At 64.1% G+C, this 24141-nt stretch carries 24 protein-coding genes and 1 tRNA gene; 5 read left to right on the top strand and 20 right to left on the bottom strand.

Annotated features, from left to right (window positions below; genetic code table 11):
* The 20 genes from nuoN to ABIB95_RS32080 all read right to left on the bottom strand — a co-directional run bounded on the left by nuoN (position 1) and on the right by ABIB95_RS32080 (position 20135).
* The gene (nuoN, locus tag ABIB95_RS32175) at positions 1-1437 is read right to left on the bottom strand and encodes an NADH-quinone oxidoreductase subunit NuoN (protein WP_085400356.1); all 1437 of its coding nucleotides are present in this window, start codon (positions 1435-1437) and stop codon (positions 1-3) included.
* 22 nt (positions 1438-1459) lie between these two features.
* Positions 1460-2968, bottom strand: a complete 1509-nt coding sequence (locus ABIB95_RS32170) for an NADH-quinone oxidoreductase subunit M (RefSeq protein WP_071913375.1) — start codon at positions 2966-2968, stop codon at positions 1460-1462.
* Positions 2969-5047 (bottom strand): NADH-quinone oxidoreductase subunit L, encoded by a 2079-nt coding sequence (gene nuoL / locus ABIB95_RS32165; protein ID WP_063982982.1) that lies wholly within the window; start codon positions 5045-5047, stop codon positions 2969-2971.
* An 8-nt stretch (positions 5048-5055) separates the two neighbouring features.
* Positions 5056-5364 (bottom strand): NADH-quinone oxidoreductase subunit NuoK, encoded by a 309-nt coding sequence (gene nuoK, locus ABIB95_RS32160; RefSeq protein WP_008547737.1) that lies wholly within the window; start codon positions 5362-5364, stop codon positions 5056-5058.
* The gene (locus tag ABIB95_RS32155; RefSeq protein ID WP_028149057.1) at positions 5361-5999 is read right to left on the bottom strand and encodes an NADH-quinone oxidoreductase subunit J; all 639 of its coding nucleotides are present in this window, start codon (positions 5997-5999) and stop codon (positions 5361-5363) included. Before ABIB95_RS32155 ends, nuoK begins: the two co-directional genes overlap by 4 nt.
* Positions 6000-6008: 9 nt before the next feature.
* Entirely contained in the window at positions 6009-6497 is a 489-nt protein-coding gene (gene nuoI, locus ABIB95_RS32150; RefSeq protein WP_027529879.1) for an NADH-quinone oxidoreductase subunit NuoI, read from the bottom strand.
* Positions 6498-6511: 14 nt separating this feature from the next.
* Positions 6512-7579, bottom strand: a complete 1068-nt coding sequence (gene nuoH, locus ABIB95_RS32145) for an NADH-quinone oxidoreductase subunit NuoH (protein ID WP_063982981.1) — start codon at positions 7577-7579, stop codon at positions 6512-6514.
* 4 nt (positions 7580-7583) lie between these two features.
* Entirely contained in the window at positions 7584-9659 is a 2076-nt protein-coding gene (gene nuoG / locus ABIB95_RS32140; RefSeq protein ID WP_354245391.1) for an NADH-quinone oxidoreductase subunit NuoG, read from the bottom strand.
* A gap of 5 nt (positions 9660-9664) precedes the next feature.
* The gene (gene nuoF, locus ABIB95_RS32135) at positions 9665-10990 is read right to left on the bottom strand and encodes an NADH-quinone oxidoreductase subunit NuoF (RefSeq protein ID WP_014494861.1); all 1326 of its coding nucleotides are present in this window, start codon (positions 10988-10990) and stop codon (positions 9665-9667) included.
* A gap of 15 nt (positions 10991-11005) precedes the next feature.
* Positions 11006-11206 (bottom strand): hypothetical protein, encoded by a 201-nt coding sequence (locus ABIB95_RS32130; RefSeq protein ID WP_028149053.1) that lies wholly within the window; start codon positions 11204-11206, stop codon positions 11006-11008.
* A complete protein-coding gene (gene nuoE, locus ABIB95_RS32125; protein ID WP_028149052.1) occupies positions 11206-11817 on the bottom strand; it encodes an NADH-quinone oxidoreductase subunit NuoE in 612 nt (203 codons plus the stop codon). Before nuoE ends, ABIB95_RS32130 begins: the two co-directional genes overlap by 1 nt.
* 10 nt (positions 11818-11827) lie before the next feature.
* On the bottom strand, positions 11828-12790 hold the full coding sequence (locus ABIB95_RS32120) for an FkbM family methyltransferase (protein ID WP_354245389.1): 963 nt from the start codon (positions 12788-12790) through the stop codon (positions 11828-11830).
* Entirely contained in the window at positions 12790-13986 is a 1197-nt protein-coding gene (locus ABIB95_RS32115) for an NADH-quinone oxidoreductase subunit D (protein ID WP_063982978.1), read from the bottom strand. The genes ABIB95_RS32120 and ABIB95_RS32115 overlap by 1 nt, the downstream gene beginning before the upstream one ends.
* A gap of 2 nt (positions 13987-13988) precedes the next feature.
* On the bottom strand, positions 13989-14600 hold the full coding sequence (locus ABIB95_RS32110; RefSeq protein WP_166342015.1) for an NADH-quinone oxidoreductase subunit C: 612 nt from the start codon (positions 14598-14600) through the stop codon (positions 13989-13991).
* Positions 14601-14611: 11 nt separating this feature from the next.
* Positions 14612-15199 (bottom strand): NuoB/complex I 20 kDa subunit family protein, encoded by a 588-nt coding sequence (locus ABIB95_RS32105; RefSeq protein WP_061847881.1) that lies wholly within the window; start codon positions 15197-15199, stop codon positions 14612-14614.
* Positions 15190-15555 carry an NADH-quinone oxidoreductase subunit A gene (locus ABIB95_RS32100; RefSeq protein ID WP_007603535.1) on the bottom strand — a complete coding sequence of 122 codons (366 nt, stop codon included), beginning with the start codon at positions 15553-15555 and terminating at the stop codon, positions 15190-15192. The genes ABIB95_RS32105 and ABIB95_RS32100 overlap by 10 nt, the downstream gene beginning before the upstream one ends.
* Before the next feature lie 248 nt (positions 15556-15803).
* The gene (locus tag ABIB95_RS32095; RefSeq protein ID WP_063982974.1) at positions 15804-16034 is read right to left on the bottom strand and encodes a hypothetical protein; all 231 of its coding nucleotides are present in this window, start codon (positions 16032-16034) and stop codon (positions 15804-15806) included.
* The gene (locus ABIB95_RS32090) at positions 16034-17170 is read right to left on the bottom strand and encodes a PepSY-associated TM helix domain-containing protein (RefSeq protein ID WP_354245386.1); all 1137 of its coding nucleotides are present in this window, start codon (positions 17168-17170) and stop codon (positions 16034-16036) included. The genes ABIB95_RS32095 and ABIB95_RS32090 overlap by 1 nt, the downstream gene beginning before the upstream one ends.
* 22 nt (positions 17171-17192) lie before the next feature.
* Complete coding sequence (locus ABIB95_RS32085) at positions 17193-19445, bottom strand: TonB-dependent siderophore receptor (RefSeq protein WP_354245511.1); 2253 nt, start codon at positions 19443-19445, stop codon at positions 17193-17195.
* Positions 19446-19619: 174 nt separating this feature from the next.
* A complete protein-coding gene (locus ABIB95_RS32080) occupies positions 19620-20135 on the bottom strand; it encodes a MarR family winged helix-turn-helix transcriptional regulator (RefSeq protein WP_071913358.1) in 516 nt (171 codons plus the stop codon).
* A gap of 183 nt (positions 20136-20318) precedes the next feature.
* Here ABIB95_RS32080 and ABIB95_RS32075 point away from each other — a divergent pair, with 183 nt between their 5' ends.
* From ABIB95_RS32075 to ABIB95_RS32055, 5 genes are all read left to right on the top strand, one after another.
* Entirely contained in the window at positions 20319-21509 is a 1191-nt protein-coding gene (locus tag ABIB95_RS32075; RefSeq protein WP_354245383.1) for a Rieske 2Fe-2S domain-containing protein, read from the top strand.
* Positions 21510-21629: 120 nt separating this feature from the next.
* Positions 21630-22925, top strand: coding sequence for a spinster family MFS transporter (locus tag ABIB95_RS32070; RefSeq protein ID WP_354245380.1), 1296 nt, complete (start codon positions 21630-21632; stop codon positions 22923-22925).
* 142 nt (positions 22926-23067) lie between these two features.
* On the top strand, positions 23068-23271 hold the full coding sequence (locus ABIB95_RS32065; protein ID WP_166097000.1) for a hypothetical protein: 204 nt from the start codon (positions 23068-23070) through the stop codon (positions 23269-23271).
* A gap of 159 nt (positions 23272-23430) precedes the next feature.
* Positions 23431-23507: transfer RNA gene (locus ABIB95_RS32060), tRNA-Asp, on the top strand.
* Between the two features lie 195 nt (positions 23508-23702).
* Entirely contained in the window at positions 23703-24032 is a 330-nt protein-coding gene (locus tag ABIB95_RS32055) for an HU family DNA-binding protein (RefSeq protein WP_028155929.1), read from the top strand.
* The last annotated feature ends 109 nt before the right edge of the window (positions 24033-24141 follow it).

The raw sequence follows: 24141 nt of genomic DNA, 5'->3' as shown, positions 1-24141 counted from the left end.
CTAAAACAGCGACTTTGCCGCGGCGGAGGCGACGCTCACCACCGGGCCCGCGAACAGCGCGAAGAGGATGTTGAACAGGCCAAAGACAGCCAGCACAGTCTTCACCTCGACGCGCACCGGATCGACCTGACCGGCCGGCTCGTCGAAGTACATCGTCTTGACGATGGTCAGGTAGTAGTAGGCGCCCACGACGCTGGTCAACACGCCGATGACGGCGAGCGTGAACAGGTTCGCCTTGATGGCGGCGACGAAGACGTACCATTTGGCGAAGAAGCCGGCGAGCGGCGGGATTCCGGCGAGCGAAAACAGCAGCATCGCGAACATGAAGGCGAGCAGCGGATTGGTCCGCGACAGACCGGCGAAATCGCTGATCTTCTCGACGGCCTGGCCGTTGCGCTTCATCGCCAGAATGACCGAGAACGAGCCGAGCGTCATCGCGACATAGATCACGATGTACATCAAGACGCCCTGCGCGCCTTCGACCGTGCCGGAGGCGAGGCCGACCAGGGCAAAGCCCATGTGGCCGATCGAGGAATAAGCCATCAGGCGCTTGATGTTGGACTGGCCGATCGCGGCGAAAGAGCCGAGCGCCATCGAGGCGATTGCCACGAACACCAGGATCTGCTGCCACTGCGAGACGATGCCGGGGAACGCGGTCAGCGTGACGCGCGTGAAAACGGCGAGCGCGGCCACCTTCGGCGCCGAGGCGAAGAAGGCGGTGACCGGCGTCGGCGCGCCCTCGTAGACGTCAGGCGTCCACATGTGGAACGGCACGGCCGAGACCTTGAAGCAGAGGCCGGCGAGCAGGAAGACCAGGCCGAACACCAGGCCGATATTCGAGACCGTCGCGGCCGCCGCGATGCCGGTGAAGCTGACCGTGCCGGTGAAGCCGTAGACCAGCGAGGAGCCGTACAGCAGCATGCCCGACGACAACGCGCCGAGCACGAAGTACTTCAGGCCCGCTTCGGTCGACTTGGCGTTGTCGCGGTTCGAGGCCGCCACGACATAGAGCGCGAGCGACATCAGCTCGAGGCCGAGATAGAGCGAGATCAAATCGCCCGCCGAGATCAGCACCATCATGCCGAGCGTCGAGAGCAGCACCAGGATCGCGTATTCGAAGATCCGGCGCGACGGGTCCGACAGGAACTCGGTCGACAGCACCAGCGTCACCGCCGAGCCGATCAAGGCCAGGATCTTCATGAAGCGCGCGAAGTCGTCGACGATGAAGCTGCCGCCGAAGGTGACGTGCTTGCCCGCAGGCTGCGCGTAGACGAGCACGCCGACCACGACCAGCAGCAGGACCGAAAGCGTCGTGACGGTCCTGGTGGTCTCCTGCCCGCGATAGGCCCCCAGCATCAAGAGTGCCATGGCGCCGACCGCGAGCACAATCTCGGGCAGCACCGGCGCCAGTTGATAACCTGCAGTCTCAAAGCTCATGGCGATATCCTGACCTGCCCGATCACTGGAGCAGTGCGGCGGCCTTCACGGCCGTCACAGCGGTGTTGTAATTGTTGACGAGTTGCTGGACCGAGACGGCCGACATATCGAGCACCGGCTTCGGATAGACGCCGAACAGGATCGTCAGCGCGATCAGCGGGAACAGCGTCACGCACTCGCGGAAAGTGAGATCCTTCATGCTCGCCAGCGACGGCTTGACCAGCGCCCCGAACACAACCTTGCGGTACAGCCACAGCGCGTAGCAGGCCGACAGGATCACGCCGAAGGTCGCGAAGAACGCGGTCGGGATCGAGACCTTGAAGGTGCCGAGCAGCGTCATGAACTCGCCGACGAAGCCGGAGGTGCCGGGCAGACCGACATTGGCCATGGTGAAGATCATGAAGGTCAACGCGTAGAGCGGCATCCGGTTGACGAGGCCGCCATAGGCCGCGATCTCGCGGGTGTGCATGCGGTCGTAGACGATGCCGACGCAGAGGAACAGCGCGCCGGAGACGATGCCGTGCGAGATCATCTGGAACATGCCGCCGGCGACGCCCTGCATGGTGCCGGCGAAGATGCCCATGGTGACGAAGCCCATATGCGCCACTGACGAGTACGCAATCAGCTTCTTCATGTCCTCCTGCATCAGGGCGACCAGCGAGGTGTAGATGATGGCGATGGCCGAGAGCGTGAAGATCAGCGGCGCGAAGTCGTGCGAGGCCAGGGGGAACATCGGCAGCGAGAAGCGCAGGAAGCCATAGCCGCCCATCTTCAGCAGGATCGCGGCCAGAACCACCGAGCCCGCGGTCGGCGCCTCGACGTGGGCGTCGGGGAGCCAGGTGTGCACCGGCCACATCGGCATCTTCACCGCGAACGACGCGAAGAAGGCGAGCCACGCCCAGGTCTGCAGGGATCGCGGCACGGCGGTGTGCATCAGGGTCGGGATGTCGGTGGTGCCGCCGTTCCAGTACAGCGCCATGATGGCGAGCAGCATCAGCACCGAGCCGAGCAGCGTGTAGAGGAAGAACTTGAACGACGCGTAGACCCGGCGCGGACCGCCCCAGACGCCGATGATCAGGAACATCGGGATCAGGCCGCCCTCGAAGAACAGGTAGAACAGCACGAGATCGAGCGCCGAGAAGGTGCCGATCATCAGCGTTTCCAGGATCAGGAACGCCATCATGTATTCGCGGACGCGGTTGGTGATCGCCTTCCAGCTCGCGATGATGCAGAACGGCATGATGGCGGTGGTCAGGATCACCAGCGGCAGCGAGATGCCGTCGACGCCCATGTGGTAGGTGATGCCGGTGGCGAGCCAGTTCGCCTTCTCGACGAACTGGAAGTCGGCGCTCGACGGATCGAAGCGCATCACCAGGATCACCGACACCGCGAAGGTGATCAGCGTGGTCCACAGCGCGATCCAGCGCGCATTGCGCCGGGCCGCCTCGTCATCGCCTCGGCTGAGATAGACGATCAGCGCGCCAACCAGCGGCAGGAACGTCGTGACCGAAAGGATTGGCCAGGTTGTCATTTACTGGCCTCCAAAGCCGAACATGAACCAGGTGATCAGGCCGGCGGCGCCGATCAGCATGGCGAACGCGTAGTGATAGAGATAGCCGGTCTGGATCTTCACCACGTTGCGGGTGACGTCCAGCACGCGGGCCGAGATACCGTCGGGACCGAGACCGTCGATGATGAAGCCATCACCCTTCTTCCAGAGCTGATAGCCGATCCACTTCGCCGGGCGGACGAAGATGAGATCGTAGAGCTCGTCGAAGTACCATTTGTTGAGCAGGAACTGGTACAGCATCGGCTGCGTGTTCGCGAGCTCGACCGGCAGATAGGGCCGGCGGATGTAGAACAGATACGACACCAGGAAGCCCAGCACCATCATCACCGTCGGCAGGATGGCGATGGTCTCGGGGATGTGGTGCATCTCCTCGATGATGTGCGGGTTCATCTTCACGGACTCGCGGAAGAACTCCTCGACGCCGTGACCGGCGAACAGCTCCTTGAACGGGAAGCCCGCGACGATCGAGCCGACCGCGAGAACGCCGATCGGGATCAGTATCCAGAGCGGAGCCTCATGCGCGGCCTCGTAGTGATGCTCGTCATGGGGCTCGCCGTGGAAGGTCTTGAAGATCAGGCGCCAGGAGTAGAACGAGGTCAGGCCGGCGGCGACGACCGTCATCAGGAAGCCGTACATCGCGAACGGATTATGCGAGGCGTAGGCGGACTCGATGATGGCGTCCTTGGAGAAATAGCCCGCCGTGAGCGGGAAGCCCGTGAGCGCCAGCGTGCCGATCACCATCACCGCATAGGTGTAGGGGATCTTGCGCCAGAGGCCGCCCATGTTGCGGATGTCCTGCTCGTGGTGCATCGCGTAGATCACCGAGCCGGAGCCCAAGAACAGCAGCGCCTTGAAGAAGGCGTGCGTGAACAGGTGGAACATGCCGACCGAATAGGCCCCTGCTCCCATCGCCACGAACATGTAGCCGAGCTGCGAACAGGTCGAGTACGCGACGATGCGCTTGATGTCGTTCTGGACGAGGCCGATGGTGGCGGCGAAGAACGCCGTGGTGGCGCCGAAGAACATCACGACGGCCTGCGCGTTCGGGGCGAGCTCGAACAGCGGCGACAGGCGCGCCACCATGAACACGCCGGCGGTGACCATGGTCGCGGCGTGGATCAGCGCGGAGACCGGGGTCGGGCCTTCCATCGCGTCCGGCAGCCAGGTGTGCAGCAGGAACTGCGCCGACTTGCCCATCGCGCCCATGAACAGCAGGAGGCAGGTCAGGGTCAGCGCGTCGGCGTGCCAGCCGAGGAAGTCGATGGTCTTGCCGGTCAGGCTCGGAGCTGCATGGAAGATGGTCTCGAAATCGGTCGAGCTCGTCAGCATGAAGATCGCGAAAATGCCGAGCGCGAAGCCGAAATCGCCGACGCGGTTGACCACGAAGGCCTTGATCGCCGCCGCGTTCGCCGACGGCTTCTGGTACCAGAAGCCGATCAGGAGATAGCTGGCGAGACCCACGCCTTCCCAGCCGAAGAACAGCTGCACGAGGTTGTCGGCCGTCACCAGCATCAGCATGGCGAAGGTGAACAGCGAGAGATAGCCGAAGAAGCGCGGCCGATACGGATCCTCGTCCATGTAGCCGATGGAATAGAGGTGCACGAGCGAGGACACGGTCGTCACCACCACCAGCATCACGGCGGTGAGCGTGTCGACCCGCAGCGTCCAGTAGACCTGGAGGTCGCCCGACATGATCCAGGGCAACAGCGGAATGCGCATGTCGTGGTGCATGAAGCCGACATCGACCAGCGTCATCCAGGACAGCGCCGCCGAGACGAACAGCAGCGCGGTCGTGATCAGCTCGGCGCCCCGCGAGCCCGCGGCCGGCGGCTCGACCGGGCCATGGCCGTGGTCATCATGACCGTGATCGTCGTGACCATGGTCGTCATGGGCCGCCGACGCGTGCGCGTCGCCGTGGCCATGATCGCCGTGATGCTCGACCTCATCGCCCGAGGGGTTGCGGGCATGCGCGCCGAATAGCGCGATCAGGCCAGCAAGGATGGCGCCCAGCAGAGGCAGAAAGACAATCGCCTGAACCATGACTGAGCTCAGCCCTTCATCAGATTGACGTCCTCAACCGCGATCGAGCCGCGGTTGCGGAAATAGACCACCAGGATGGCGAGACCGATCGCGGCTTCCGCGGCCGCAACAGTCAGCACCAGCAATGCGAAGACCTGGCCGACGATGTCGCCGAGGAAGGTCGAGAACGCGACGAGGTTGATGTTGACCGAGAGCAGGATCAGCTCGATCGACATCAGGATGACGATGATGTTCTTGCGGTTCAGGAAGATGCCGAGGATCCCGAGCGTGAACAGGATCGCGCCGACCGCCAGATAATGTCCGAGCCCGATCGTCATTTCACCCACTCCGCCGCGTCGCTGTCCTGGAGCCCCTGCCCCGACGCCACCTTGCGCATCGCCATCGCCATCTCGGGCGTGCGTGCATTCTGAACGTTGATGTCCTGCCGCTTCACGTTCGCCTTGTGGCGCAGCGTCAGCACGATGGCGCCGATCATGGCGACCAGCAGCACCATGCCCGCGAGCTGGAAGTAGTGGATGTACTTCGTATAGAGCACGAGCCCGAGCGCCTCGGTGTTGCTGACATTGGTCGGGATCGCCGCCGTGATCGTCTTGGAGACGCCGGGGTTGATGACCCAGAAGCCGACGGTGAGCAGCAGCTCGAACAGGAAGATGCCGCCGATCACGAGGCCCACCGGCAGGTACTCGATGAAGCCCTCGCGCAGCTCGAGGAAGTCGACGTCGAGCATCATGATCACGAACAGGAACAGCACCGCGACGGCGCCGACGTAGACGACAATCAGGATCATCGCGAGGAATTCGGCGCCCATCAGCACGAACAGGCCGGAGGCGTTGACGAAGGCCAGGATCAGGTACAGCACGGAGTGCACGGGATTGCGCGAGACAATCACCATCACCGCCGAGGCGACGCAGACGCCGGCGAAGAGATAGAAGAACAGCGCGGGAAGGATCATGCTCTCATCTCACCGGTACGGCGCGTCGAGCTCGATCGCTTTCGCGATCTCGCGTTCCCAGCGGTCGCCATTGGCGAGCAGCTTGGCCTTGTCATAGAACAGTTCCTCGCGGGTCTCGGTCGCGAACTCGAAGTTCGGACCTTCGACGATGGCGTCGACCGGACAGGCCTCCTGGCAGAGGCCGCAATAGATGCACTTCACCATGTCGATGTCGTAGCGCACGGTGCGGCGGGTGCCGTCGTTGCGGCGCGGGCCGGCCTCGATGGTGATGGCCTGCGCCGGGCAAATGGCTTCGCACAGCTTGCAGGCGATGCAGCGCTCTTCGCCGTTCGGATAACGGCGCAGCGCATGCTCGCCGCGGAAGCGCGGCGAGATCGGGCCCTTCTCGAAGGGATAGTTCAGCGTCGGCTTCGGCTGGAAGAAATAGCGCATGGCGAGGAAGAACGCCGAGACGAATTCCGACAGCAGGAGCGAGCGTGCAGTGGCGTTGATGTTGATACCCATGACGGCCCTCACTTCGGCGCGATGCCGGCGAAATGCAGCACACCGGCCACCACGACCACCATCGCCAGCGACAGCGGCAGGAACACCTTCCAGCCGAGGCGCATCAATTGGTCGTAGCGGTAGCGCGGCACGATCGCCTTTGCCATCGCGAACAGGAAGAACATGAAGAACACTTTGAGCGAGAACCAGATGATCCCCGGCACCCAGTTGAAGGGCGGCAGATCCACCGGCGGCAGCCAGCCTCCGAGGAACAGGATCGTCGCCAGCGCGCACATCGTGACGATCGCGACATACTCGCCGAGCATGAACAGCAGATACGGCGTCGAGCCGTATTCGACCATGAAGCCGGCGACGAGCTCTGATTCAGCTTCCACGAGGTCGAACGGCGGACGGTTGGTTTCCGCCAACGCCGAGACGTAGAAGATCACGAACATCGGGAACAGCGGCCACACATACCAGTTCAGGATGGTGAGCTGCGGCAACCCGATCAGGCTGGCAAGGCCACGGGCATGCTGGGCCTCGACCACGGCCGACAGGTTCAGCGTGCCGGCGCAGAGCAGCACCGTGATGATGACGAAGCCGATCGAGACCTCGTAGGACACCATCTGCGCCGCCGAGCGCAGCGCGGCCAGGAACGGGTATTTCGAGTTCGACGACCAGCCGGCCATGATGATGCCGTAGATCGACAGCGACGAGATCGCGAAGATGAAGAGCACGCCGACATTGATGTCGGAGATCACCCAGCCGAGATTGGTCGGGATCACCGCCCAGGCGGCGAGCGCGAGCACGCATGAGACCAAGGGAGCAAGGAGAAACACGCCCTTGTTGGCGCCGGACGGGATGATCGGCTCCTTCAGCACGAACTTCAGCAGGTCGGCGAAGGACTGCAGCAGGCCCCAGGGGCCGACCACGTTCGGGCCGCGGCGGATCTGCACCGCCGCCCAGATCTTGCGGTCGGCGAGCAGGATGTAGGCGATCGCGACCAGCAGGACGACGAGCACCAGGACGCTCTCCGCGACCATGATGATCAGCGGCCAGAGGAAACCGGTCCAGAATGCGCTTTCGAAGAATTCCATCGGCTCACTCCGCTGCGGTCAGCATCTGCCCGGAGGCAAGCCGCGAGCATTCCGCCATCACGGCGGACGCACGCGCGATTGGGTTGGTCAAATAGAAGTCCTCGATCGCCGGCCTGAACGGCGCCTTCTCCGGCGAGCCGCCCTTCCCCGCCAGCTTCTTGATCTGCTCGGCGGAGCCGGCCTCGATCTGGTCGAGACGGATCAGGTGCGGCACGGCCTTGAAGATCGCTTGGCGCAGCGCCGACAGTGAGTCGTAGCCGAGCTTCTTGCCGAGCGCTTCCGACAGCGCGCGGACGATCGCCCAGTCCTCGCGGGCTTCGCCCGGCGGGAACGCAGCGCGGCCGGTCATCTGCACGCGGCCTTCGGTGTTGACGTAGATCGCGGACTTCTCGGTGTAGGCGGCGGCCGGCAGGATGACGTCGGCGCGATGCGCGCCGCGGTCGCCATGGGTGCCGATATAGACGACGAAGGTGCCGTCCGACGGCTTGATCTCGTCGGCGCCGAGCAGGAACAGCAGGTCCAGCGTGCCGAAGGTCGTCATCTGCGCGGCGTTCAGCCCGCCCGCACCGGCGACAAAGCCGATATCGAGCGCACCGACGCGCGAGGCGGTCTCGTGCAGCACGCCGAAGCCGTTCCAGCCGTCCTTCACCGCGCCGACATCGAGCGCGAGCTTGGCGGCGGCGGCGAGAATGGCGGCGCCGTCGTGACGCGAGGCCGCGCCTGCGCCGACCAGGATGATCGGGTTCTTGGCGTTCTTCAGCACGTCCATGAAGGAGTGCTTGCCAGCCGCGAGCTCGCCGAGCGTCTCGGTGCCCGCACCCAGATGATCATAGTCGTAGGTCAGGTCGACCTTGGCGCCGATCACGCCGACCTTGAAGCCGCCGGCGCGCCAGCGCTTGCGGATGCGGGCGTTGAACACGGCCGCTTCCTTGCGCGGATTGGCGCCGATGATGAGCAGCGCATCGGCCTGCTCGACGCCGACCAGCGTCGGATTGAAGATGTAGGAGCCGCGGCCGAGCGCGGGATCGAAGGCGTCGCCGCCCTGCACCGCCAGATTGCCCGAGCCGTACTTGGCGAGCAGGTCCTTCAGCGCGAACATCTCTTCGACGCCGGCGAGGTCACCGGCGATCGCGCCGATGCGCTTGCCGTCGGTGCGCGCCGCCTTCGCGGCGATCGCGGCAAAGGCTTCCGGCCAGCTCGCCGCGCGCAGCTTGCCGGCTTCGCGGATATAGGGCCGGTCGAGGCGCTGGGTGCGCAGGCCGTCAACGACGTGACGGGTCTTGTCGGAGATCCACTCCTCGTTCACGGCCTCGTTGATGCGCGGCAGCACGCGCATCACCTCACGGCCGCGGGTGTCGACGCGGATCGCCGAACCGATGCCGTCCATCACGTCGATCGACTGGGTCTTGCCGAGCTCCCACGGGCGCGCCGCGAAGGCATAGGGCTTCGAGGTCAGCGCACCGACCGGGCAGATGTCGACGAGATTGCCCTGCAATTCGGACGTCAGCGCGTGCTCGAGATAGGTCGTGATCTCCATGTCCTCGCCGCGGCCGGTGGCGCCCATCTCGGGCGCGCCGGCGACTTCCGCCGAGAAGCGGACGCAGCGCGTGCACTGGATGCAGCGGTTCATCGAGGTCTTGACCAGCGCGCCGAGGTACTTGTCCTCGACGGCGCGCTTGTTCTCGGCGAAGCGGCTGGTGTCGACACCATAGCCCATCGCCTGATCCTGAAGGTCGCACTCGCCACCCTGGTCGCAGATCGGGCAGTCCAGCGGATGGTTGATGAGAAGGAATTCCATCACGCCTTCGCGCGCCTTCTTCACCATCGGCGAACGCGTGGAGATTTCCGGCGGCTCGCCCTTGGGGCCCGGACGGCAATCGCGCACGCCCCAGGCGCAGCTTGCGACCGGCTTCGGGCCGCCCTTCACTTCGACGAGGCACATCCGGCAATTGCCGGCGATCGACAGCCGCTCGTGATAGCAGAAGCGCGGAATCTCGGCGCCGGCCGCCTCGCAGGCCTGAAGCAGCGTGAATTCGGCGGGGACATCGATCTCTTTGCCGTCGATGATGAGCTTGGTCATTTCTCTTACTCCGCCGCGACCATGTTCACGGGATCGCGGACGCCGATATCGTCGATGTCAGCCTTGTGTGAATACTGGTCGATGCGCGCCTCGATCTCGTGACGGAAATGCGCGATCAGGCCCTGGATGGGCCAGGCGGCTGCGTCGCCGAGCGCGCAGATGGTGTGGCCTTCGACCTGCTTGGTGACTTCGAGCAGCATGTCGATTTCGCGCTTGTGGGCGCGGCCGTCGGCCATGCGGGTCAAGACGCGCCACATCCAGCCGGTGCCTTCGCGGCATGGCGTGCACTGGCCACAGCTCTCATGCTTGTAGAAATAGGAGATGCGGGCGATGGAGCGGATCAAATCGGTCGACTTGTCCATCACGATCACGGCCGCGGTGCCGAGACCCGAGCGCAGCTTGCTCAAGCTGTCGAAATCCATCGGCGTGTCGATGATCTGCTCGGCCGGCACCATGCGCACCGAGGAGCCACCGGGGATCACGGCCTTGAGGTTGTCCCAGCCGCCGCGGATGCCGCCGCAATGCTTCTCGATCAGCTCACGGAACGGAATGCCCATGGCCTCTTCGACGTTGCAGGGCCGCTCGACATGGCCGGAGATGCAGAACAGCTTGGTGCCGACATTGTTCGGACGGCCGATGCCGGCGAACCAGGCCGCGCCGCGGCGCAGGATGTCGGGCGCAACCGCGATCGACTCGACATTGTTGACGGTGGTCGGGCAGCCGAACAGGCCGACATTGGCCGGGAACGGCGGCTTCAGCCGCGGCTGGCCCTTCTTGCCTTCGAGGCTTTCGAGCAGCGCGGTCTCCTCGCCGCAGATATAGGCCCCGGCGCCGTGAGCAACGTAGATGTCGAACGGCCAGCCGTTGACGTTGTCCTTGCCGACGAGCTTCGCCTCATAGGCTTGGTCGATCGCGGCCTGGAGATGCTCGCGCTCGCGGATGAACTCGCCGCGGACATAGATGTAGCAGGCATGCGCGTTCATCGCGCAGCTCGCGATCAGGCAGCCCTCGATCAGGAGATGCGGATCGTGCCGCATGATCTCGCGATCCTTGCAGGTGCCGGGCTCGGATTCGTCGGCGTTGACGACGAGATAGCTCGGCCGGCCGTCGGTCGATTCCTTCGGCATGAACGACCATTTCAGGCCGGTCGGGAAGCCGGCGCCACCGCGCCCGCGCAGGCCCGAAGCCTTCATCTCGTTGATGATCCAGTCACGGCCCTTGTCGATGATATTCTTCGTACCATCCCAGGCGCCGCGGCGCCGCGCGCCCTCGAGCCCCCAGTCATGGAGGCCGTAGAGGTTCTTGAAGATGCGGTCCTTGTCCTCGAGCATTTCAGTGCTTTCCGATCAACGATTGGACTGCTTGTAGGCAAGTCCGGCGGCGCAGACGGCGAAGGTCAACGCCCAGAGTAGGCTGCTCTCCTGCGTCGCGTTCATCACGAAGCGCTGCAGCAGGAACATGAAGGCGGCCGCGACCGCGGCGTGCATGGCGACGAAGCCCCATTTGTTCACGGCCTCGTTCCCTCCAATTGCGGGGAGATCGCGCATCAGGTGATCTCCTTCAGCGTGGTCGGCCCACCCGTCGGCGCCGAGAACTGGCGGCCGTTCTGCGGACCGGGCTTCGGCGGATTGCCCGAGGCGAAGCCGTCGAGCACCTTGCCAAAGGTTTCCTTGGTCAAATCCTCATAGGTGTCCTTGCCGATCAGCACCATCGGCGCATTCACGCAGGCACCGAGACATTCCACCTCTTCCCAGCTGAAATTGCCGTCCTTGGAGAGATGGAACGGCTCGTGGTGGATGCGGTGCTCGCAGACGTGGATGAGGTCCTCGGCGCCGCGCAGACGGCACGGCGTGGTGCCGCAGACCTGGACATGGGCCTTCTTGCCGACGGGAGCGAGCTGGAACATCGTGTAGAAGGTCGCGACCTCGAGCACGCGGATATAGGGCATGTCGAGCAGATCGGCGACGGCGCGGATCGCGGCTTCCGACACCCAGCCGTCGTGCTGTTCCTGGACGCGCCAGAGGATGGCGATGACAGCGGAGGCTTGCCGGCCGGCCGGATATTTCGCGATCTGCTGCTTGGCGAACGCGAGGTTCTCCTCCGTGAACGCAAAGCTCGCGGGCTGGACTTCCTTCGGTGCTAATCGGCGAACGGACATCTCTTATCTCTCACTGCATACGGCGCGCGGTTTTCGCATTCAGGGCATCGATCCTGTCCTGCCAGAATGCGCTTGCGGTGCCGAAAACGTTGTAGCCGACGTGGGTCGAGACCTTGATGCGGTCGAGGATCGACAACTCGGTCACGGTCTCCATCCGGTTGCTGCGCGGATCGAACACGATCAGCCTCAGCGGCGTCTGTTCGAGGATAAAGCGCGACACCGCGTGGCTGCGGTCGCTGCCGTGCTCCTCGCACATGATGACGCTGTCGGTCTCAAGCAGCCGGGCGCCGCCCTTGATCGCCTCGATCTCGACGCCCTCGACGTCGAGCTTGATCAGGTACTTGCCGTGAGCCGCCACCTTGCCGTCATCGATGAGATTGTCGAGCGCGAGAACCGGCACGTCCTCACCGCCCGCCGACGGTGCGCCAGCGATGCTGAAGGCCTCATGCTTGGTGCCTGACAGCCGCGCGGTACCGCGCGCCGCGCCGATCGCGCATTTCAGCGTCTCGAAGCGGTTGCCGTTGACGCGGGCGTTGTTGGCAAGCTTCGGATAGTTCTGTCCCGACGGCTCGATCGCGATCGCCTTGTGCGATCCGAACGGCCTGCTCGACACCAGCACCGACCAGTAGCCGTAATTGGCGCCGCAATCGAGCAGCGTGTAGTCGACGTCGATGGAGTCGGCGAACAGGACCTCCAGCTCGTCCTCGTAATTGTAGGAGCGGTTGAGCAGCTTGCTCCAATAGCCGTCGCCGTAGGGGAATTCGAACACGGCGTCGGGATTGAGCCTGATCGCGATGTTGCGCTCGGGCAGCGTCTTCCGCAGCAGGTTCGCGCAGGCGATGTAGCCCATGTGCGAGAAATGCGAGGAGATCTTCGATCCCGTCACCAGCGCCAAGGCAGCCGTCCGCTCCCACAGGTTGGCCCCTTCAAGGGCCCCCGAGGCACGGTCAAACTGGATTGGCGCCTGCGCCATCACCGATCGACCTCTCCGAACACGATGTCGAGCGAGCCGAGGATCGCCGAGACGTCGGCGAGCAGATGGCCGCGGCAGATGTGGTCCATCGCCTGCAGATGCGCAAAGCCCGGCGCGCGGATCTTGCACTTGTAGGGCTTGTTGGTGCCGTCGGAGATCAGATAGACGCCGAACTCGCCCTTCGGCGCCTCGACCGCGGCGTAGACTTCGCCGGCCGGCACGTGGACGCCCTCGGTGTAGAGCTTGAAGTGATGGATCAGCGCTTCCATCGAGCGCTTCATCTCGCCGCGGCGCGGCGGCGCGACCTTGTTGTCTTCGACGACGACAGGCCCCTTCCCGTCGGCTGCGTTCAGCTTCTGGATGCACTGCTTCATGATGCGCACGGACTGGCGCATCTCTTCCATGCGGATCAGGTAGCGATCGTAGCAGTCGCCGTTCTTGCCGATCGGGATGTCGAAATCCATCTCGGCGTAGCATTCATAGGGCTGCGACTTGCGCAGGTCCCAGGCCGCGCCCGAGCCGCGCACCATGACGCCCGAAAAACCCCACTCCCAGGCTTCCTTGAGCGGCACCACGCCGATGTCGACGTTGCGCTGCTTGAAGATGCGGTTGGCGGTGAGGAGACGATCGAGGTCGTCCACGACCTTCAGAAACGGATCGCACCAGGCCTCGATGTCGTCGACCAGCTTCTGCGGCAGGTCCTGATGCACGCCGCCGACGCGGAAGAAGGCTGCGTGCATACGGCTGCCCGAGGCGCGCTCGTAGAACACCATCAGCTTCTCGCGCTCTTCGAAGCCCCACAGCGGCGGGGTCAGCGCGCCGACGTCCATCGCCTGCGTGGTGACGTTGAGGAGGTGCGAGAGGATGCGGCCGATCTCGCAATAGAGCACGCGGATCAGCTGGCCGCGGCGCGGCACCTCGATGCCGAGCAGCTTCTCAGCCGCCATGCAGAAGGCGTGCTCCTGGTTCATCGGCGCGACGTAGTCGAGCCGGTCGAAATACGGGATCGCCTGCAGATAGGTCTTCTGCTCGATCAGCTTCTCGGTGCCGCGGTGAAGCAGGCCGATATGGGGATCGACACGGGCGACGATTTCGCCGTCAAGCTCCAGGACCAGACGCAGCACGCCGTGCGCAGCCGGATGCTGGGGCCCGAAGTTGATGGTGAAATTGCGAAGCTGTTCGGGTTGCTCGTTCATGATCAGACCTTCGGTCCCGCCTTCTCGTCACCGGGAAGCGGATAGTCCGCCCCTTCCCACGGCGAGAGGAAATCGAACTTGCGGAATTCCTGGTTGAGCCGGACGGGCTCGTACACCACCCGCTTCTCCTGGTCGTCGTAGCGAACCTCGACGAAACCGGTGGTCGGGAAATCCTTGCGCAGCGGATGCCCCTCGAAACCGTAATCGGTCAGCAGGCGGCGCATGTCGGGGTGACCGACGAAGAACACGCCATAGAGGTCGTAGGCCTCGCGCTCGAACCAGTCCGCGCCCGGGAATACGTCGATCAACGACGGCACCTGCGTGGTCTCGTCGGCCTGGGCCTTGAGCCGGATCCGCGCGTTCAGGGTCGGAGACAGGAAGTGGTAGATCACGTCGAAGCGCTTTTCGCGCGACGGATAGTCTGCGGCCGTGATGTCGGTGAAGTTGATGAACCGGCATTTCGGATCGTCGCGGAGGTACTTGACCACCTCGACGATCTTGCTGACCTCGACATCCACCGTGAGCTGGTTGAAGGCAACCGAATGACCGATGGCGGCGCCCGGAAGCGCGCTAACGATCGTCTGCCCCAGGGCGTCGAGCTTGGCGTCGTCCATGACGTAAAACCTTAGCGTTCGATGGTGCCGGTGCGGCGGATCTTCTTCTGCAGCAGCAGCACGCCGTAGAGCAGCGCTTCCGCCGTGGGCGGGCAGCCCGGCACGTAGATGTCGATCGGCACGATCCGGTCGCAGCCGCGCACGACCGAATAGGAATAGTGGTAGTAGCCGCCGCCATTGGCGCAGGAGCCCATCGAGATGACGTAGCGTGGCTCGGGCATCTGGTCGTAGACCTTGCGCAGCGCAGGCGCCATCTTGTTGGTCAGCGTGCCGGCGACGATCATCACGTCGGACTGGCGCGGCGAGGCGCGCGGGGCGAAGCCGAAGCGCTCGACGTCGTAGCGCGGCATCGAGACCTGCATCATCTCGACCGCGCAGCAGGCGAGACCGAAGGTCATCCACATCAGCGAGCCGGTACGGGCCCAGGTGATGAGGTCGTCGGTCGCGGCCACGAAGAAGCCCTTGTCGGACAGCTCGGAGTTGACCTCGAGGAAAAACGGATCGTTGGCGCCAACCGGCCTGCCGGTCGACGGATCAAGGATGCCCTTGGGGGCCGGCGCGACGACCGGACCTGTGGACGATGCAGGGTTCAATCCCATTCCAGTGCTCCTTTCTTCCATTCATAGGCGAACCCAACCGTGAGCACGCCGAGGAACACCACCATGGACCAGAAGCCGGTCGCGCCAAGCTTGCCGAACGCCACCGCCCAGGGAAACAGGAACGCCACCTCGAGGTCGAAGATGATGAAGAGGATGGCGACCAGATAGAAGCGGACGTCGAACTTCATGCGAGCGTCGTCGAAGGCGTTGAAACCGCACTCATACGCCGACAGCTTTTCCGGGTCCGGCTGCTGGAACGCCACGATGAAGGGCGCGATCAGCAGCACGAGGCCGATGAGGCCCGCTACCCCTATAAAGACGACGAGTGGAAGATAGTTCTGCAGAATGCCGCTCATTGACGAGCCCTTTTTCCCGCAGCCTCGGGACAGCCACGGATTCGTCCAGTTTGGAATTGTTCTGAGCCTTAGCGCAGTGCACCAATGGGCGCAAGACACGCTCTTTTTAGGCCCTTTGCCGCCCCCAGAACGATAGAAATCCCGGAATCGCCCCGCGGCTGGTATGGAGCAGATCGCCAATCCCAGCAAGGGCGGCCACAGTTTTGCAGGGCAGCCGTTCGAGGATTGCGGCACACGGGCCGAGGCAGCTATTTGCCGCGTGTCGTCCGCGATAATTGCCCGGTTTTCTGGGTGCGGCAGCGCACCCAAACCCAGGCAATGACCAGCACCGGGGCCCCCACCGTCACCCAGGCGACATACTGGCCGACCGTTCCCCAGAGCAGCGCAGCCAGCAGGCCGGTGATGGTCGCAGCCGCGAGCAGGATGGGTGCAGCAAAGACACGTATCCACAGGCCCGAGCGATCAGAGGAGCCATGCATCACGACGGGACCGGGGTTCGTCTGGCGAATGCGTCGGTCCGGGCGGGCGCGCGCTTGCGCCTCCGTGCCAGCCAGAGATAGAGGCCACTGCCGATCACAACGATCGTGAGAATGTCGAGCACGGCCCAGATCACCTTGAGCGGCAACCCGCCATAATCGCCGAAATGCAGCGGCTGCGAGATCAGGAGCGCCTGGAGATAGACCGGCAGCGCCCGGCTGTCGGCGACCTCCCCTGTTTCGCCGTCGAGCAGGACCGGCTTGAGCAGCCGCGCCGTCAGCGCCGTGTCGCCGCGCATGAAGGCGGCGAAGTGGTGCGAGGAGGTGAACGGCGTTCCCGGAAACGCGATGAAGGCAACCTCCATCCCGGGCGCCGTCTGCCTCGCGCGCGCCACAACATCGTCGAGCGAAGCCAGATGCGACGGCGGCGGCTTGCCGGCATAGGGCGCGACCATGCTGGCAAGCTCAGTGGCCTTCCACTGATTGAGCATCAGCTCGGCCCAGGTGTTGACGACGCCGGTGAGGCCAACCACCAGTGCCCAGGCCACCGTCACCACGCCGATCAGATTGTGCCAGTCGAGCCAGCGCACGCGGCGCGAGGCGTGGCCGCGAATGGTGGCAAAACGCAGTCGGCGGGTGAACGGCCAGTACAGCACCACGCCGGAGATGATGGCGATTGCGAACAGCAGGCCCATCCCGCCGAGGAACAGCTTTCCGGGCTGGCCGGCAAACATGTCGGTATGCAGCTTGAGCATGATCAGCATCGGCCCGATGCCGACCGGTCCGAGCAGCTTGGTCGACATCGCATCGAACGCGCGCACGGTCGTGTTGTCGGGCAGCCCGTCGACGGCGCTGTTGGTGAACGCGGTCACGATCCCGGGCTCGTCCTTGTCCCAGGCGATATATTGCAGCACCCGGCCGGGATCGGCGGCGAGCGCGGCGTCGGCGACGGCTTGCGTCGTCGCACGCGCCGCGCCCGCATGAGCTTCGGGCTGGGGGGCATAGCCCAGGAGCTCATCGATCTCGTGATGGAAGATCAGCGGCAGGCCGGTCAGGCAGAGCAGCAGCAGGAAGACGGTCGAGATCAGGCTGGTCCAGGTGTGGACCACGGACCAGAGCCTGACCGTGCGCGCCTTCACGAGGCCCTCCCCTCGCCGGTGCCTACCACTTGTAGGAGACGCTGGCGGTGACGCGCCGGCGGTCGCCGTAGAAGCATGACGAGGCCGCCGCGCAGCTTGCGACATAGATCTTGTCGGTCAGGTTGATCACGTTGATTGCCGTGCGCCAGTTCTGCCACTCGTAGTGGACCGCGAGGTCGCCGAGCACGACCGCGGGAACCTCGAGGGTGTTGGCGGCGTCCGCCCAGGAGGCGCCGACATAGCGCACGCCGCCGCCGAAGCCGAAGCCCGCAAGCGGTCCGTCCTTGAATGTGTAGTCGGCCCAGCCCGAGACCAGGAGCTCAGGCGTGTTGGTCGGCGTCTTGCCGACCAGCGCCGGGTTCAGGTCCCTGCTGGTGAAGAGATGATAGGCCGTGAAGGCGCCGATGAACTTTAACTCCTTCGTCGCATTTGCGACCGCTTCGAGCTCGATGCCGCGCGAGGTCACCTCGCCGGTTTGGTTCTGCAGCGTGGTGATGATCGGATCGGTAGTGGGTACATTCTGGCGCTTCAGGTTGAACACCGAGGCAGTGAAGTAGCCATCAAATCCCTTGGGGGCGACCTTGACGCCGATTTCGGCCTGCTGGCCGGTCTCCGGCTGGAACAGCTGATTTTGCGCGTTGAGCCCGATAATCGGGTTGAAACTCGTCGCGTAGGAGATGTAGGGCGCGATGCCGTTGTCGAAATTGTAGATCAAGCCTGCGCGACCGCTGAACTGGCTGTCATTGTTGCTGGCGAGCGTCGCCCCAGTGTCACGGGCGGCCTGCGTCGTCTCGACCCAGTCGTTGCGGCCGCTCAGCACCAGCGTGAAGTTACCGAGCTTCATCTGGTCCTGGAGGTAGGTGCCGGCCTGCTTCTGCGTGATCAGGAAGTTACGGAACGGCGGGCCTGTGAGCGGGATGTTAATGCCGTAGACCGGATTGAGCACATTGATCGGAGGAACGGTGCCGAAGTTGAAGGCCTGATAGTCGTCGATCTGATAGCCCTTCAGATCGACACCGAACAGCATCGTGTGCCTGACAGGACCGGTGTTGAAGCGATATTCCAGCTGGTTGTCGAGATCGGCCTGGTTGGCGGTGTCCTTCGCATACCAATTGTAGCGACCGAGAGAGGCCGCATTGATATTGTCCCAGCCGTTGCCGATGTAACCGCGATAGGTCAGGTCGATATGCGCAAATCGCGCATTCTGCCGGAACGTTAGATCGTCGGTGACATTGCGCTCGAACTGATAGCCGAGCATCTCCTGCTCGCGCGTGAACTTGTCGACGCTGGGATCGCCGGCGAAGAAGCTGGTCGGGATCTTGCCGAACGGCGCGTTGGTCACCGTGCCCTGGTAAGGCAGGAAGTTGATGCCGCGGGTGTCGGTCTTCGATGCCGACGCCAGAACCGTGAAAGTCGTATCGGCATCCGGCTTCCAGGTGAAGGACGGCGCAATGAAGTAGTTGTTGTCCGGCGTGAAGTTGACCTGCGTGTCGCCGTTCCTGATCTCGCCGACGACGCGGTAGAACAGCTTGCCGTCCTGGGGCTGCGTTGCAACGGGCCCGCCGACATCGAAGCCGACATAGGCGTTGCCGAAATTGTTGACGCCGGTCTCGATGTAGCGGATCGGCTCGGTCGGCGGCATCTTGCTGATGACGTTGACGATGCCGCTCGGGCTCGATCCACCATAGAGCACCGCCGACGGGCCGCGTAACACCTCGACTCGCTCCATATTGGACGGCGGAAGCCGCCAGCTCGCATAGGCCGTGTAGAACAGCTGCGTGCCGTCGAGAAACAGTCCGATGTCGTCGGACTTGAAGCCGCGGATCAGCCACCAATCGTTGCGCGTGTCCGCACCGAAGGTGCCAGCCCGCACGCCAGCGGTGTAGCGCAGAACCTCGTCGAGCTTGGTCGCCTTCTGGTCGCGGATCTGGTCCGCGCCGATCACCGACACCGATTGCGGCGTCTCCATGATCGGCGTGTTGGTCTTAGTGCCCGACGAGCTGCGGTTGGCGACGTAGCCGTTCACCGGACCGCGCGGCGTCTCGACGAAGCCGACATTGCGCTGCTGAAGCGGTCTGCGGCTGGCGGCGGTCTCTACCGACGGCCGCGCCACGCGGCGGGCGGCCGCAGCAGGTGCGCGGCGTCGTGCTTCCGGCGCGTTGACGGTGACCGACGGCAGGTTTTGCGCACCGCCTTGCGCCGAGGACTGCGCAAGCGATGCCTGCGGTACCAATACGAAAGCGGACGCGGTCGCCAAGACGGCCGACCGCAGCATACGAAGACTGTTCAACGCGCACCCCAAGTGTCTATTTGCTTACGTCATGCCATCGTTCCCCCAACGGCATGCGTTTGCGGTGACGCTTAGGTGAGCGCGCGCGAATTCCCTAATTGAAAAGGTCTTAGAAGAACTCTTAGAAGCGATCCAATATTTCCGGAGATTGCTGCGAGATCAGCGTGAAACCTTCTCGGCCTCGAGCATCTTCTCGGCTGTCGCCGTGAGACGGTCGATCTGCGCCAGCAGCGTCTCGAACTCGTCCTTGCTCAACTGTTCGAGCAATTGCCGATTGCGCTCCTGCGCGCCTTCGACGATCGCATCGTGCGCGGCGAGCCCTGCCGCGGTCAGCGCGACCAGCACCTCGCGGCTGTCCTTCGGGTTCGCCGACTTCGCGATCAGCTTGCGCGAGACGAGCTCCGCGAGCGCGCGGCTGATCTGGCCCTTGTCCTGGCCGACGGCTTCGGCGAGCCGCGCCACGCTCATCGGCGGACGGCGACCGAGCGAGGCGACGAGACCGAACTCGACCGAGGACAATCCGGCGAGGCGCTTGTAGCGCAGGATGGCACCGCGCTTGAGCAAATTGGCGAGCACCATCAGCCGTGACGACAGCATCACGGTGATCGGCGCCGGCGAGTGGTTTTCGTCCGCATCGGGCGACGCGTGCCCGTCCCTGCTCGATGTCTGGCTCATGATCCACCTCTGCCAAGAAAGCCGGGGCGTGCCAAGCGCTGGTAGCGCAACCTCCCCAACCTGATTCCAAATGCGATTAAGAGGCATTCTGGAATATCGTTGACATTGTCATCGAATTATTTTTCACTGGGTCACCGCATCAAAACGACCCGGCCACCCAAGGCCAGCGGCGGGAGGAACAGCATGACGATGACCCAGCGGGATCGCGATCTCGGCACCGGCTATGCGATGAAGCCGGCGCATACGCGCATCGAGCTCACCTCAGTCGTGCGCGGCACACCGATGGGAGAATTGCTGCGCCGCTACTGGCATCCGGTCGGGCTCGTCAGCGACGCCACCGACACGCCGAAAAAGGTCCGCGCGATTGGCGAGGATCTGGTGCTGTTCCGCGACAAGCACGGCCGCGCCGGCCTGTTGCACGCGCGCTGCTGCCATCGCGGCACCACGCTCTACTATGGCAAGGTCGAAGAGGACGGCATCCGCTGCTGCTATCACGGCTGGAAGTTCGACACCGAAGGCCATTGCCTCGAACAGCCCTGCGAGCCCGACGGCGGCCAGTTCAAGGACAAGGTGCGCCAGCCCTGGTACCCGGTCGAGGAGCGCTATGGGCTGATCTTCGCCTATATGGGCCCGGCCGAGAAACGCCCGGTGTTGCCGGCTTACGAATGCCTGGAAAACATGGACGAAGGCGAGTTCGTCGAGGCCGACGATTCCTCGATCGGCGGCGGCGGCCCCGCGATCATCCCCTGCAACTGGCTGCAGCATTTCGAGAACGTGGTCGATCCCTATCACGTGCCGGTGCTGCACGGCTCGTTCTCGGGGCCGCAATTCACCAACATGATGGCCTCGATGCCGGAGGTGAAGTTCGACAAGACGCCGCGCGGCATCGCCGTGCGCTCGATCCGCAAGCAGGACGACGGCAAGGTGTTTTATCGCGTCACCGAAGCCGCCCTCCCCACCTTGCGCGTCGTGCCGAACCCGCGCGTGGCGCAATTCGCCCGCGTCGAGTCGATCGGCTGGACGCTGCCGATCGACGACACCTCGTTCCGCATCTACGTTGCGGGCCGCGTCAAGGCTTCCGGCGACATCGGCCGCATGCGCTCGAAGTTCAACGGCAAATTCTGGTGGGACATGACGGAAGCCGAGCACCAGCAATTCCCCGGCGATTACGAGGCCCAGGTCGGCCAGGGCCCGCAGACCATCCACTCCGAGGAGCATTTCGGCCAGAGCGACCGCGGCATCCTGATGATCCGGCGCATGCTGAGCGAGCAACTGGAGGCGATGGAGGCAGACCGCGATCCGATCGGCGTGTCGTTCGACACCAGTGCTGCGCCGGTCGAATTCGAAGCGGGGAATTACATCCGCGAAGGCTGAGTTTTTGTTTGGCGCGTTTTCTTCACGCGAACCGGTATCCACTTCGCTCGAAAACGCTCTCGACCAGCCTCACGAAGGGCTGGACCGGCAACGATAACAAAGACAAATTGGGGGGATGCGATGGTCGATGTGACGTCACAGATGTCGGTGCAGACGACTGCGGCGGCAAAGCCCCCGGCGCGGCGCTATTACGTGCTGGGCCTGCTCACCATCATCTATGCGCTGAACTTCCTCGACCGCACGATCTTCAACGTCCTGATCGAGCCGATCAAGAAGGAGTTTCAGCTCAGCGACACCATGATGGGCCTGCTCGCGGGCTTCGGCTTCGCACTGTTCTATTCCCTGCTCGGCATCCCCATCGCGCGCGTCGCCGACCGGCTCAACCGGCGCAACATCGTCGCGGTGGCCCTTGCGTTCTGGAGTGCGATGACGGCGCTGTGCGGGGCAGCCTCGAGCGTGACCTCGCTGGCGCTGGCGCGCATCGGCGTCGGCATCGGCGAATCCGCGGGCTCGCCCGCCTCGCAATCGATCGTCGCCGATCTCTTCACCAAGAACGAGCGGCCGCGCGCGCTCGGCATCTACGCCATCGGCACCTATCTCGGCGTCTTCCTCGGCTATTTCATCGGCGGCTACGTCAACCAGCACTATGGCTGGCGGATGGCGTTCTATGTCGCCGGCCTGCCCGGCATCCTGCTCGCATTGATTCTTTGGCTGACGATCTCCGAGCCGAAGCGCGGCGCCATGCAGGAGAGTTTCGTGCCGGAGCCGCTCGGGCCGACACTGCGCTTCCTGGCCTCGCAGCAAAGCTTCATCATCGTGCTGATCGGCTTCTGCCTCACCACCTATACGAACTACGCAACGGCGGCCTGGATCCCGCCGTTCCTGGCACGCGTGCACCATCTGTCGAGCGCCGAGATCGGCACCTATGCCGGGACCTTCAAGGGGCTCGCCGGCATGGCCGGCACCCTGCTCGGCGGCTTCGTGGTGGCGCAAATAAGCCGCCGCGACGACCGCTGGAAGCTGTGGGCGCCGGCGATCACCTCAGGGCTGGCCGGCCCGGTGTTCGCGCTGTGCATGCTGACGCAGGATTTCTCGATGATGGTCGCCATGCTGGCGCTGACCTCGTTCCTGGTCGGCTTCCATCTCGGACCGATCTTCGCGATCGCGCAGACGGTGGCCAAGCCGAGCATGCGGGCGCTCGCCTCCGCCCTGATCGCGCTCACCGCCACCTGCTTCGGCCAGGGCGTCGGCCCGCTTGCCGTCGGCATGGTCAACGACGCCCTCAAGGGCACTTATGGCGCGGACGCCGTGCGCTATTCTCTGCTCTCGGCGGCGGTCACGACCACACTGGGCGCCCTGCTGTTCGTCTGGGCGGCCCGCACGATCCGGGGCGATATCGGCCGGGCGGCCGCCTGAGACCCGTTCCGGCCGCCAGCCCGGCGAAACCAAGCGGGCGCATTAATGAAACCATTTTGCGGAACCCGCGAAACCATCCGGAAACAGATGGTCCTTAAGACATGAGCCCATAGACGGCGGCTAAGCCCGTCGGGAGGCTCATATGAACCACTCAATTCACTCGGCTGATCGTGGCACCCACCTGAAGATCGTGGTGGTGGCGCTGGTTGCCGGTATTCTGGTCGCCGGCTTCGGCATCGCAGCCCGCACCAACGTCGATTACAGCCAGACCGCCCAATCGGCTCACGTGATCAAGGCCGGCAAGCCGGTGGCCGTGACCAGCGCAGGCACGTCGGAGATTCGCTGACACGCCCTGTTTCGGGCTGACCGAGGCCGCCGCCTGGCGGCCTTTTTCGTTTTCCAGAGCAATGCTTAGCCGATGCGTCCTGACAAAGCGCAACGTCCTTGACTTCACCAAGCCCCGCCTTTAAGTCCCCCCTCGTTCCGCGCGCTTTCAGCGAACCACGCGGGAGTAGCTCAGTTGGTTAGAGCGCCGGCCTGTCACGCCGGAGGTCGCGGGTTCGAGCCCCGTCTCTCGCGCCATTTTGGCAATCCCTTCATAGTCTTAGCCCGAACTTCCCGATGCCTTTCGCGGCACTATCGGCGATTGCCGGCGTCCGGCGGGAACTCGTGGCATGGTCAGCCCGCGCCCGAATCGTCTACGCCTTCCAGGACTTGGAGGGATCCCCACGCTTGACCGGCTTTTCCGGGGCTTCCCTGTCATTGAGGAGGCCAGACATGGCTAAGAAGGATTCGGCCAAGAAGGATTCGGCGAAGAAGGCAGCCGCTCCCGCCACCATCACGCTCAAGCACCTCGCCGCTGACATCGCGGAGAGCCAGGACCTCTCGAAAAAGCACGCCGAGGCCGTCCTGACCGACATGGTCGATCTGATCGCCAAGCACCTCAAGAAGGGCGACCGCGTCCGCATCGTCGGGCTCGGCATCCTCCAGGTCCGCAAGCGCGCCGCCCGCACCGGCCGCAACCCCACCACCGGCGAGGCGATCCACATCAAGGCCAGCAAGAAGGTCGCCTTCCGCCCGGTCAAGGAGCTCAAGGAAGCGATCTAGCAGCTACGTTTCGTTAAGCCTGATCCGCTTCGTTCCGGCCGCATCACGGCCCGCTTTTCTGATATACCGCCTGCTTCCCCAAGCCTTGCTTCCCCAAGACCCGGCGGTT

The organism is Bradyrhizobium sp. LA2.1, assembly GCF_040547725.1.
GTDB classification, from domain to species: Bacteria; Pseudomonadota; Alphaproteobacteria; order Rhizobiales; family Xanthobacteraceae; genus Bradyrhizobium; species Bradyrhizobium barranii.
This window is presented reverse-complemented; position numbering and strand designations above follow the sequence as displayed.